This is a genomic window from Leptolyngbya sp. FACHB-711 (assembly GCF_014695615.1).
GTDB lineage: Bacteria > Cyanobacteriota > Cyanobacteriia > Elainellales > Elainellaceae > Leptolyngbya_A.
Genome location: NZ_JACJOR010000197.1, coordinates 1 through 11,489 on the forward strand (window position 1 = coordinate 1; position 11,489 = coordinate 11,489).

Genomic DNA, 11,489 nt, shown 5'->3' on the forward strand with positions numbered 1-11,489 from the left:
GCATCTTCTTTGATCGGCGAGCGGGTATGAATCCAGCTAATAATCACCGCACTTAGCAACGCCGCTACAAACGCCCCCAAATACAAATTTGCGCCCACAATAAAGGCAATCGCTAGTCCGGGCAGCAGCGAGTGACTAATTGCATCCCCCAGTAACGCCATCCGTCGCACTACCAGATAGCTGCCAACTACCGAACAGAGGACTCCAACAATAATTGCGACCACGAGCGATCGCTGCATAAAGCCGTACTGAAGTGGGTCGAGCAAGAGGGAAAGCATAGAAAACGTTCGATATTTCGAGCAGTAAGAGGGTAAAAACTGTGATCCGAACCCTTCCCCTGGCAGGTCAAGTTTGGGAGAACCCGGCTCGCTTCAGGATTCTCAAAGTCCCGCAAAGTTGGGGAATTGGGGGGCACGGTAGGGAATTTGAGACTTCTCAAAAACGCTTTCCCATCAAGAAACTACGCAGCCTGTTTGCCAAAGAAGCTTACATGACCGCCGTAGGCACGAGTCATATTTTCAACCGTGAGCACTTGATTCCGATCGCCGCAAGCAATCAGTTCACGATTTAGCAGCAGTAGCCGGTCGAAGTGGGTAATTGATTCGCCCAGATCGTGATTAACGACGAGGACGGTTTTTCCGCGATCGGCAAGCTGCCGGAAGATGCCAAACAGCAGGTCTTCGGTCTTTTGGTCGATGCCGACAAAGGGTTCATCAAAGCAAAATACATCTGCTTCCTGTGCCAGAGAGCGGGCAAGAAACACGCGCTGCTGCTGTCCGCCCGATAGCTGACCGATAGGCCGATTGCGAAACTGCGACATTCCGACTCGTTCCAGTGCTTCGGCAGCCGCCTGCCGACTAGTGACTGAAAACCGATTCAGGTAGCCCATTTTGCGAACTCTGCCCATCAGCACCACATCCCAGACCGTTGCCGGAAAGGTCCAGTCAATCTGCGATCGTTGGGGGACATAAGCAACGCGCTCTTTCTGGTCGGCAAGGGGGCGATCGCCATAAAAAACGGAGCCAGACACCGTGGGAATTAAGCCCAGCATGGCTTTGATCAGCGTACTTTTGCCTGCGCCATTAGGTCCAAAAATACCAACTAGGTGTCCGGGAGTCATCGTAAAGCTGACATTCTGAAGTGCCCGGACAGACTGATACTGAACGCTCAAATGCTCAACTGCGATGACGTGGGGTGCAGTCATAGGTCGAGCAGACCGACGAGCAGAGGATTGGAAGCGGGCAGTCGGGTGTAGGGCAGTCATAAGCAGCAGCGTGAGGAGGAAAAATGAGAAGAATATGAAAACGCAATATGATCGAATCTACCATAGATTATGAAACCAATGTGAAAAGGCTGTAGTCCGTCATGGGAAAGGAACTGATGCAATCAAGGGATAGAGATAACGGACGGTTTCGGGCAGGAAAAGGGGCAAAAGCTCTATCCCGCTATATGCTTCTTTGGATAGTGATCGGGGTAATGGGTTTAACCGGATGCGGTTCAAATCAGTCCACAGCCGAGGACGGCAAGCCAAACGTCGTCTCGACCAGCACCATGATTAGCGACTGGACGACTGAAATTGGCGGCAGCGAAATTGATCTGACCAGCATCCTAAAGCCAGGAGATGACCCACACGTTTATGAGCCAGTTCCAACCGACTCCCAGGCAATGGAAGAAGCGCAGCTCATCCTCTACAACGGCTTCAACCTGGAACCGGGGCTAATTCGTCTGCTAGAAGGCGCAGGAGCAAACGCTAAAAAAGTGGCGGTCGGAGAAGTGATCAAACCGCTAGACCTGCAAAAGGATGGGCAAACAGTTCCCGATCCCCACGTTTGGGGCAGTGCAGAGAATACGATCGAGATGGTGCAGGCAATTCGGGACGCGCTGATCGAACTCTCGCCGGACGATCGCGAGCAGTTTACCCAAAATGCCAATCGGCTCATCGTGGAACTAGAGCAGCTTCATACCTGGATTCAGCAGCAGGTCGCGACAATTCCGCCCGATCGCCGTAAACTCGTTACAACCCACGATGCCTTTCAATACTATGCGCGTGTCTATGGCTTGACCGTGCCAGGAACCCTCATTGGCATCAGTACCGAAGAGCAGCCCAGTGCCCAGACGGTTCAAAAGTTAGTCGAGTCAGTGAAAGGCTTGGGGATTCCCAGCATCTTTGCTGAAACCACGATCAATCCGCAGCTCATTACCACCGTTGCCGAAGAATCGGGCGTGAAATTGGCTCCCCAAAAGCTTTACTCCGACTCGATCGGTGCACCGGGCAGCGATGGCGATAGCTACATCAAAATGATGGTGGCAAATACTAAAGCGATCGTCGAAAACCTGGGCGGACGCTATACCCCGTTTACCCCACCCAGCCCATCAGCCGAGTAAAGCTCATCGAAGCAAACAGGAGAAATAAGCCGCCGCCGATCGCCGTCAGTTTCTGTTCGGAGACGCGCCCACAGAAAAACTTGCCGCACTGCACTGCAATCAGGGCACAAAGTGCGTGACCCAGAATGGCTCCCAGCGAAACGCCTATCGGATGATTTGCCGCTGCCAGCGCAATCGTCGTGATCTGGGTGCGATCGCCCCATTCCCCCAAAAAAGTCAGTCCAAACGCCTGAGAGACAACCCCCAGCGATCGGCGCGGCTTGATCTTGGACTCGGCTTCCATCACCGTTTCGGCGGCTTCCTGCTCTTCTGCTAAACAGCCATTGGGCGACATTTGGCGAGCGTCGTAGAGCAGCTTTAGCCCAAAGCAGAGAAACAGCAGAATTTCGCCCCAGCGCACGTAGATTTCCGGCAGCAGAGTTGCGAACTGTCCCAGCAGCACCGAGAGAACGGTCATTGCGGCTAATGCTAAAACTGCACCCAGAAATACCCAGCGACGGGGGTGACGCATTGCCAGGATTGCAGAAACGAAGAACGTTTTGTCACCCAGCTCGGAAACAGTAATTAGCAGCAGAGCCGCAGTAAATCCGGTTAACATCCTCAGTTGCTCCTCTCGATTCAGTCAGTGATCGACGTCACGGCTGACGGAGCGTGATGAGGATAAAACACTTCACCAGCTCACATCAATTTGTGAACTTAGTGAAGGTCTCGCTAATCAAAAACTTTTGCTTTTGCGTTTGAGCCAGGTTCATCACCAGTATGTTGACTCAAACTCACTTAGCTTGCAGAGATAATCGCTTCCTGAAGCAATTCAAAGGTCATTCAGAAGCAAACTCTAAAAGCCAGCAGCTACTCCCCTTCATTTGTTTCTATCCTAAGTCCTGGGGCAGAGAAAGTCAAAGTTCAGGACTGCGACAGGTAATAGCCTTTTCGATAAACCCAGACAATCTGATCCGGGTCAAGGCTTTGAGTCCAGGTAGAAAAATCGGGTTCACGTTTTCTGCGCCGAATGGTTTTGCGGCTAACCTTCAGGCGACGAGCAAGCTGACTGGCAGAAATAGCTGTGGCTCCCGGTGAGAAATCTGCTTCCAGAAAATCGACGTAGGCATCCCAGAAGACAAACAGGCTAATGAACAGCAAAAAAATCACGGACTCTGGACGCTTGAGCACGTCTGGTGTCTCCAGCAGATCATCAGAACCGGACAGGTCAGGAAAAGGAGAATTCGCAGCCGCAGCGTAGGACACTTCTTCTAAAGGTTGTGGAGAGGCTGGCGATCGCGTATCAGACGCAGGATGCTGAACCGTAAAGCTCTGCTCATCTTCGGTTTGAAGCTGTGTTGGAGCGTCGATCGGGGCAGGGGAAGCAGGCTCTAGGGATTCCGGGAAAGAATTAGAGGCTTGAGTCACAAAATTTCTCCGAGGCAGGGGCAAATCGGACAAAAGCAGATCGGGTGGTTCAGAAAAAGAGGTATCGAGCAAAGACGGCTCGAAGGAAGAAGGAAAAGGAAACTGAATCGTCTGCCGCCAGTCAAGGTGAGTCTCCCCTTGGCGACGACTATAAACCATGATGGTTTGAATCGACTGAACATTCAAGACGCTTAGAATACGCTGCAAAAAGGCGATCGCTTTCTCCTGATCAAGAAGCTGCTGCGCCTCCAGCAAAACGTGCAAACAGTGATTCTGACGCTGGACTTTTGCCTTGACTCCGTGCGATCGGGTTACGTAGTTCAGCAGCGTCGCAATGGCGATCGAATGACCTTGTTGAGCAAGCGCAAGGATTTCCTGCGACAACATAGCATGACCCTGAACAGCAGCGCGGAAAGCAAATTTTCCATCCATAGCATACGAGATTCGGCGACCGTTCACGCTAATTGCCGATCGCACCTTGCAGCAAAATGGCGATCGCATTGATCACAGTTTGGGCTGAACCTAGGAAAAAGTCGCGATCGATCGTCTCTGGGGTATCGCTTGGCTGATGGTAGTGGGGATTGCGAAAGTTTGCAGTATCCGTGACCAGCACTGCACCGCGCCCCGATCGCCAGAAAGGAGCATGATCACTGCGAACCAGGTCAGGCGTAAAGCGTCCCATGGTGGGAACCGATAGCGTTAACACCTGCGGCAGGTTTGGCCGATTAGCATCGGTAAAACTCTGGGTCAGGGCAGGATGGCCCTGATCGCCAATCACCCCCAAAAAATTACCGCGATCGGTGGGTGGGGCAATCGGCAACACACTTGGAAAAGTTTGACAGCCAGGAGTTTGGCAGGCGTAACCCAGCATATCGAGAATCACTGCCCCATCAAAAGTTGGCTCCGACTGAAGCTGCTGCACGTAGGCTTCACTGCCTAGCAGACCTGCTTCTTCAAGGTCAAAAAAGACCAACCGCAGCGAACGCGGGGTTTGCTTTTGCTGGAAGAGCCTGGCGGTTTCCAAAAGGGTTGCGACTGCGGTGGCGTTGTCGTCTGCTCCAGGGGAATCTTCGACTGTATCGTAGTGTGCGCCCAGCAAAATCACGCCAGCAGTTGAGCCATTTCCAGGACGCTCTGCCACCAGATTCACACCACCCTCGCCAAAGGGCTGCTCCTGCACCTGCCAGCCTGCGGACTGAAGCTGCTGCATAATATAGCTGCGGGCACGGGCACGATCGGCTGCCTCATGCCGCACAAATGCCAGTTGCTCAACATCGGCAATCAGGCGATCGGAATTCGATCGAGGCAAGACAAGGGGCATATCGCTAGAGACTCGAAACGGCGACGAGTACTCAACTTCTCTGGCAAGGGGAAGGAATCTTTGCGGGTGCAGTCCCCAGCCCAGCAAAACGGCAGCGATCGTCACCAAAAACAGCAGCACTCCAAGCCAGCGTCGCCTCATGGCATTCCTCCCGTTGATTTGCCGATTGAGCCGATCGTTCAAGATATTGCCGCTCTGGAAGCGGCTTCATCGTCTAAAGTCTAAGATCAATCTCCTGTAATAGGGTGTGATTCAGCGATGATCCCCTTGGGTAAATCTCTCAATTCTGGGGACAATTTAGCCTGGGGTAATGGAGCATCTGGAATACCTGTTAAGCAGCCCAGGGAAGGCATTCAGATATAGAATTTTCACTCATCGTTTCAATGGTATCTTAATGGCATCAGCGCAAGTCCTTTACTCTTGCTCTGGCTGAGCGAAAGACGATTCAAACAATCGCTTCACGACTTCGCTTGCCGATCGAAATCCACCATCAAAATAAACGCCGCCGATCGTTGCTTGAAAGGTCGCTGACAGCATAGCGGGGTCAGGCAGGGTGTCGCTGGCTTGTTCATCGCTGCTGAGGCGCAAAAAACGATCGATCTGGAGGAATTGAGCGATCTGGCTCAAGGTTTCCGGGTTGACAAGCTGACTCAACCAGGATTCGAGGTCGTCTGCCTCGGAGTAGCCATAGCGAATCAACAGTTCGATCACGACCATTTGAATCAGTCGATCGCCCAGGATTTGATAAACGGTCTGATTGCCCGGAAGCTGATGCTCGATCGCGTAGGCGGGGGTTGTGAGTGCCTGTTTCAGGATCTCTTTGTCGAAGAAGAAATAGCCGAGATTTTGTTCGATCGCCATGCTATTCCCAAAAATTCCTCAAGCGCGAAAACTTAACCTTGATGCAGCAAACAGGCAGCCGGAAACACCAGATATTCCAGGAAAAACAGCTTCCAGATGAATTGATAAAACTGGGCGATCGATTGCTTTTCGCGTAAGTCCACACGGCTACTTAACACCCAGAGCGCAATCAGAGCCAGAACGTGAGTGGGGATCAGGAAAAGGGCACTGACATTCGGCAGCAATGTACCCGCCACGATCATGCCGCTGTAGCAAAGCGTAATGACCCAAAGTGCCAGCTTGAACACCGCCTTTTGTCCCAGCCGCATTGTAAACGTAGTGATGTGGTAGAGCCGATCGCCCTCCAGGTCGGGAATGTCTTTGAAAATCGCGATCGCAAACGTGAACACCAGCACAAACAGCGTCAGTGCCCAAACCGGAGCCGGAACCCCAAAACTGCCGCCCAACTGCTGATTAAAGTGCAGGAATAAACCCAGATTCACGATCGCCCCGCGCACCGTAAAAATGCAGACCGATGCCCAGAACGGAAACCGCTTGAGCCGGAGCGGGGGCAGCGAATAGGCAGTTCCGATCGCCACGCTGAGCCACACGGTCGCCATCAAAAACACACCCTGCACCGCAGACAAACCCAATGCCAGCAGTCCGGTCGTCAGAACGATTGCCTGTGCCTCCCGGCGGGAAAACTCACCCGATGCCAGGGGCAAATGGGGTTTGTTGATGCGATCGATCGCCACGTCCTCAAGCTGATTGAGCCCCACAATGTAGACATTGCCGCATAGACAGGTCAACAGGGGCAGCAAGGGCAACGATAGAGAAGCAGGATTTAGCGCAAAGGCGATCGCATACAGTCCAAGAACGCTCAGCGTCGTACCAATGATGGTGTGGGGACGGGAGAATTTCCAAAAGGCATAAATCCAGGGAAGGCGTTGCATTAAGTTCGATCGAGACGGGCGGGGTGGCGAAATCTGGCTCATGGAGTTGTTTTTGGGGATCGGCATGATTCTACGAGATTCCAGAGCCGGATATGCGATCGTGGCATAAAAAGATGTTGAAGGAATGGAAGTGAAAAGGGGCGAGGGGTTAGGGTTTGGTGGCTTGGAGTAAGCCGAAGCGGACTAAACCTCGTTCGTAGCCGCGTTTCATCAAACCCAAAGAGAAAGCAGCTTGGATCGTAGTCCAACCAGAGAGGAGTAAGCCGACGATTGCTTGAGGGGTGAAGGCAGAGTCGATCACGATATCCCAGAACGGGGCAACGGCAGCAGACCAGTCGGCGGTTTGGAGATTCTGGAATCCGGTTTCGCGGGCGATCGTTTCGTACTGCGGCAGGGAAATGACATAAGGCAGACAGTAGACGCGGTAGATGTCTTGCAGGTGCTTTTGTTCGTCAGGGGTGAGGGGCTGATTCTCGGTGGGGCGATGGCACCAAGTCACCATGAGAAATTTGCCGCCCGGTTTGAGAACGCGATAGCACTCCTGCACAAATTTTTGTTTGTCGGGCATATGTTCGCCGCTTTCCAGTGACCAAACAAAGTCAAACGAATTGTCGGGAAAGGGAGGTTGCTGGGCATCTGCGACGAGAAACTGGGTGCGATCGCTGAGTCCTGCGGCTTTCGCCCGTTCTGCGGCGCGGTTTGCCTGCACGGGGCTAAGGGTAATTCCGGTGGTGTGCGCGTTAAACTTTTCTGACAGGTAAAGAGAGCTGCCGCCAATCCCACAGCCGACGTCGAGGATCTGGCTTGCCTGCTGCACGTCTGCCCACTTCAGCAATTCTTCGATTAAGTCAATCTGTGCCTGTCGGCGGTCTTTGCGCTCCTGTCCCGATGCACCGTAATAGCCGTGGTGCATGTGTTCACCCCAAATTTGCTCCCACAGACCGGAAGAAGTGTCGTAAAACTGCTGAATCTGCTGCTGAAGGGTTAGGGTCATGTCTTATCTGTCCAATGAGCTGATAAATGAAAGTTGCCAAGCGGATCGGCATTCTGGTATCTCTTGCTTAGTTTATTAGAGGATGTTTGAGAAGTCATTGCTGAGACCCAAACCGTCCCCTTACCCTCCCCTTTCAAGGGGAATCTATTGATCCCTGGGTTGCAAAGTCCCCTCGCTCTTTTAGAGCGACAAGCCAAACTTAGGGATTGAGGGAGCGATGTAGAACATTGCACACTGCTCAAACGTCTAAACGAACTTTATTGAGGAAACGAAACTGCTCATGCACTCACCAGATCAATGGATTTTTGAACCCGGCACGGAAGGTCCACCACCGCGATCGCCTGCCTCAAAGCAAACGCTGAAGGAAGACATCAAGCAGGGACTTGGCTACGTTCAGTTTGTGGTGCGGATGGCAACGCGGATTCGGAGCTGGAAGAATCGGATTCGCTTTGTGGTGGGCTTGATTCTGTGGAAGCCAATCCTGCCCGATCAAGAATAGTGCCCGATCAAGAATAGTGCTGGAGAAGAATAGCCGATGAGGAACCGCTGATGTATTACGACGCGAACCAATTTGACTTCGTTACGCTGCTGGAAGACAACTGGAAGGTTATTCAGTACGAGCTGAGTCAACTGCCAAGCCAAGACTTCATTCCCTATCCAGAGCGATATTTGCTCGACAAACGGACGGGCTGGGATGTGTTTGGGCTGTACTTTGTCGGGGTCAAGATTGACTTCAACTGTGAGCTTTGTCCGCAGACGGCGCGTCTGGTGAAGCAAATTCCCGGCATGATCACGGCGGGCTTTTCGCGGCTGGCTCCCGGAGCGCATATTGTGCCCCATTCGGGCAGACCGAGCGGTGTGCTGCGCTGCCATCTGGGTCTGGATGTGCCGCCTCGGTGCGCTCTGCGAGTGGCAAACGAAGTGCGATTGTGGAAAGAAGGCAAGTGCCTTGTGTTTGATGACACCTCCGAGCATGAGGCGTGGAATTTGAGCGATCGCCATCGCGATGTGCTGCTGCTTGACTTTAAGGCTCCGCCTGGCTTTCTAGCCGCCTAGCCCCATTGCCCGAACGGGTTACCACACTGGAGCAGTTGGAATCGCTTACACTAGGAAAACTCTCGCTGCAAAGGGTTCACCCTGTCTCACAAGCGTCTCACAATCAATACGTTTCAATGTTTTTGAAAAAGCTGTCGTTTCGGCCGTCCAAGTTTGTCACCGTGCCGCGCACGATTTGTTTTGGCTTCCTTGCCGTGATTCTGCTGGGAACGCTGCTGTTAATGCTGCCGATCTCGATCGCAGAAGGAACCTGGGGCGATTTTATTACAGCCCTCTTTACCTCGACTTCGGCGGTTTGCGTGACGGGGTTGGTGGTCGTGGATACGGGAACCTATTTCTCCTTCTGGGGGCAGTTCTTCATTATGCTGCTGGTCCAGATCGGGGGTCTGGGCTATATGACGGCAACCACGTTTCTGCTGCTGCTGGTGGGGCGGCGGTTTGGCTTGCGGGAGCGGCTGGCGATTCAGCAATCCCTTGATAGTCCAGGGCTATCGGGCGTGGTGCAGTTGGTGAAGTCGATTATTGCGACGACGCTGGTCTTTGAGTTGACCGGGGCATTTTTGATGATGGCCGTCTTTGCGCCGCAGCACGGGTTCGATCGTGCCCTCTGGCTGGGACTCTTTCATAGCGTCAGCGCGTTTAACAATGCCGGATTTGGACTTTTTCCGGACAACCTCATCAGCTATGCGACCAATCTGCCCATTAACCTGATTATTCCTTTGCTGATCATTTTTGGCGGCATCGGTTATCAGGTGATTCAAGAAATGTATATTTGGCTGCGCGATCGCATTACTCGCAGCCGCGAACGCGTTGTGTTTCCGCTCAATTTTAAGATTGTCACCAGCACAACGATTTTTTTGCTGGTGCTGAGCACGCTCGCCTTTTTCCTGGTGGAGTACCGCAACGAAGAAACCTTTGGACAGTACAATTTCACCGGAAAGCTGATGGTTGCCTGGTTTCAGGGAGTCGTTCCGCGCACAGCCGGGTTTAACTCGATCGACTACGGCAAAATGACTGATGCGGGGCTGTTTATCACCATTGCCCTGATGTTTATCGGCGCGAGTCCGGGCAGTACGGGGGGCGGCATCAAAACCACAACGTTTCGGGTGCTGTTTGAATGCACAAAAGCCGTCTTGCAGGGCAAGTCTGAAGTACTGTGCTATCAGCGAGAAATTCCAACCGCTCTGCTCCGCAAGGCGATCGGCGTGGTGTTTGGCTCTCTGACCACCGTGATTATTGCCACGACCCTGATCGCGATTTCCGACCCTGATGTGGAATTTATCCGGGTGCTGTTTGAGGCAGTTTCGGCCTTTGCGACCGTAGGGCTTTCGACCGGGATTACTGCCAGCGTTTCGGTTTTTGCCAAGCTAGTGCTCATTGCCACCATGTATGTCGGGCGCGTCGGTGTGCTGCTGCTAGTGTCTGCCTTTCTTGGCGATCCCAGCCCAACGCTGGTGCGCTACCCAGATGAGAACCTGCTCGTGGGGTAGTAGCTTTTCCCCTCTCGATCGATAGATTGTTTCCCTTCTGGTTTAGGCTAGAAAATACGTCAGAGAAAAAATGCCACGTTACCTGATAACTCCGTGACCCTATCTTCCCTTTCTTCTCTCAGCTTTTTTAAGAGCCTGCGATCGAATAACCGTCAGTTTGCCGTGGTTGGGTTAGGGCGATTTGGGCGCGCGGTTTGCATGACGCTGCACCATTTGGGCTATGAAGTGCTGGGGGTCGATTCAGACGAGCGACGAGTCGCCCAGGTACTCTCTGATGAAATTGCTTCCCACGCGCTGCAAATTGACTCTACAGAACCTGCCGCACTTCGAGAAGCAGGGCTGTTTGAGTTTGATACGGTTATTGTGGCGATCGGCAATTACGTTCAAGAGAGCGTTATCACGACGCTCAATTTGAAAGAAGGCAAGGTGCCCCACGTCGTCGCCAAAGCCTCTTCTGAAATTCACGGCAAGCTGCTCAAGCGAGTGGGAGCCGATCATGTGGTGTTTCCAGAGCACGAAATGGGCTGTGAGCTAGCCCGATCGCTGACCCGCCCCGGAGTGCTGGAGCGGTTTGAGCTAGACCCGGATCACAGTATCGTTGAAATTGTGGTTCCGGCAGAGTTTGACGGCAAGACGATTTCCGACCTCGATCTGCGGAGACGCTACGGCTTAAACCTGCTGGCTGTTTGCCGGGAAAACCAATTTGAAATTAATCCCAGCCCCCTGACCCGCTTGGCGAAGGGTTCATTAATGGTGGTTATTGGCTCGAATCGGGGCATCGATCAACTTCCTGTCTAGTGATTTCTTCAAGAAAAGAAACGGAAAAATCATCTCAACGCGATGTGAAGCAGTGCTAAATTGCTCTCGCTCCAATCCTGATTTTAAAAATCAGCGAGATTGAACTCACTTCTGATTTCGCTTCATCCCTACAGGAAAACGAGCCAGAGCAGAAACCAGGCAATCAATTAAGGAATAAGGGCTCACTTAAAGAAGCGAAAGAAGCGAATTGAGAGGCGAATTGCGGGGTTGTCGCTCATCAAACG

General features: G+C 52.7%; 13 protein-coding genes. 5 read left to right on the plus strand and 8 right to left on the minus strand.

The annotated features are described in order from the left end of the window. Together H6F80_RS07360 and H6F80_RS07365 are read right to left on the minus strand one after the other, a co-directional pair. Positions 1 to 278: metal ABC transporter permease (locus H6F80_RS07360; RefSeq protein ID WP_190790937.1), on the minus strand; the 278-nt coding region annotated here is incomplete at its 3' end. Positions 279 to 460: 182 nt separating this feature from the next. Next, the gene (locus H6F80_RS07365) at positions 461 to 1,264 is read right to left on the minus strand and encodes a metal ABC transporter ATP-binding protein (protein ID WP_190790938.1); all 804 of its coding nucleotides are present in this window, start codon (positions 1,262 to 1,264) and stop codon (positions 461 to 463) included. Between the two features lie 116 nt (positions 1,265 to 1,380). Here H6F80_RS07365 and H6F80_RS07370 point away from each other — a divergent pair, with 116 nt between their 5' ends. Continuing rightward, positions 1,381 to 2,385 carry a metal ABC transporter solute-binding protein, Zn/Mn family gene (locus H6F80_RS07370; protein WP_190790939.1) on the plus strand — a complete coding sequence of 335 codons (1,005 nt, stop codon included), beginning with the start codon at positions 1,381 to 1,383 and terminating at the stop codon, positions 2,383 to 2,385. On the opposite strand, the gene H6F80_RS07375 is transcribed toward H6F80_RS07370, so the two are convergent. From H6F80_RS07375 to H6F80_RS07400, 6 genes are all read right to left on the minus strand, one after another. Further along, entirely contained in the window at positions 2,357 to 2,983 is a 627-nt protein-coding gene (locus H6F80_RS07375) for a TMEM165/GDT1 family protein (protein WP_190790940.1), read from the minus strand. The two genes, H6F80_RS07370 and H6F80_RS07375, sit on opposite strands and share 29 nt — an antisense overlap. Positions 2,984 to 3,288: 305 nt before the next feature. Beyond that, on the minus strand, positions 3,289 to 4,224 hold the full coding sequence (locus H6F80_RS07380; RefSeq protein ID WP_190790941.1) for a helix-turn-helix domain-containing protein: 936 nt from the start codon (positions 4,222 to 4,224) through the stop codon (positions 3,289 to 3,291). Between the two features lie 28 nt (positions 4,225 to 4,252). Further along, positions 4,253 to 5,254, minus strand: coding sequence for a M20/M25/M40 family metallo-hydrolase (locus H6F80_RS07385; protein ID WP_190790942.1), 1,002 nt, complete (start codon positions 5,252 to 5,254; stop codon positions 4,253 to 4,255). 273 nt (positions 5,255 to 5,527) lie between these two features. Beyond that, the gene (locus H6F80_RS07390) at positions 5,528 to 5,974 is read right to left on the minus strand and encodes a ribonuclease III domain-containing protein (RefSeq protein ID WP_190790943.1); all 447 of its coding nucleotides are present in this window, start codon (positions 5,972 to 5,974) and stop codon (positions 5,528 to 5,530) included. A gap of 32 nt (positions 5,975 to 6,006) precedes the next feature. Then, positions 6,007 to 6,972 carry a homogentisate phytyltransferase gene (locus H6F80_RS07395; RefSeq protein ID WP_242067216.1) on the minus strand — a complete coding sequence of 322 codons (966 nt, stop codon included), beginning with the start codon at positions 6,970 to 6,972 and terminating at the stop codon, positions 6,007 to 6,009. A gap of 82 nt (positions 6,973 to 7,054) precedes the next feature. After that, complete coding sequence (locus H6F80_RS07400; RefSeq protein WP_190790944.1) at positions 7,055 to 7,900, minus strand: methyltransferase domain-containing protein; 846 nt, start codon at positions 7,898 to 7,900, stop codon at positions 7,055 to 7,057. Between the two features lie 280 nt (positions 7,901 to 8,180). Between H6F80_RS07400 and H6F80_RS07405 the strand changes: the two genes are divergently transcribed. From H6F80_RS07405 to H6F80_RS07420, 4 genes are all read left to right on the plus strand, one after another. Continuing rightward, positions 8,181 to 8,399, plus strand: a complete 219-nt coding sequence (locus tag H6F80_RS07405; protein ID WP_190790945.1) for a hypothetical protein — start codon at positions 8,181 to 8,183, stop codon at positions 8,397 to 8,399. A gap of 50 nt (positions 8,400 to 8,449) precedes the next feature. Then, a complete protein-coding gene (locus H6F80_RS07410) occupies positions 8,450 to 8,956 on the plus strand; it encodes an aspartyl/asparaginyl beta-hydroxylase domain-containing protein (RefSeq protein WP_190790946.1) in 507 nt (168 codons plus the stop codon). Positions 8,957 to 8,961: 5 nt separating this feature from the next. Continuing rightward, positions 8,962 to 10,446 (plus strand): TrkH family potassium uptake protein, encoded by a 1,485-nt coding sequence (locus tag H6F80_RS07415; RefSeq protein WP_518523539.1) that lies wholly within the window; start codon positions 8,962 to 8,964, stop codon positions 10,444 to 10,446. A 93-nt stretch (positions 10,447 to 10,539) separates the two neighbouring features. Beyond that, the gene (locus H6F80_RS07420; protein ID WP_190790948.1) at positions 10,540 to 11,244 is read left to right on the plus strand and encodes an NAD-binding protein; all 705 of its coding nucleotides are present in this window, start codon (positions 10,540 to 10,542) and stop codon (positions 11,242 to 11,244) included. Positions 11,245 to 11,489 lie beyond the last annotated feature (245 nt).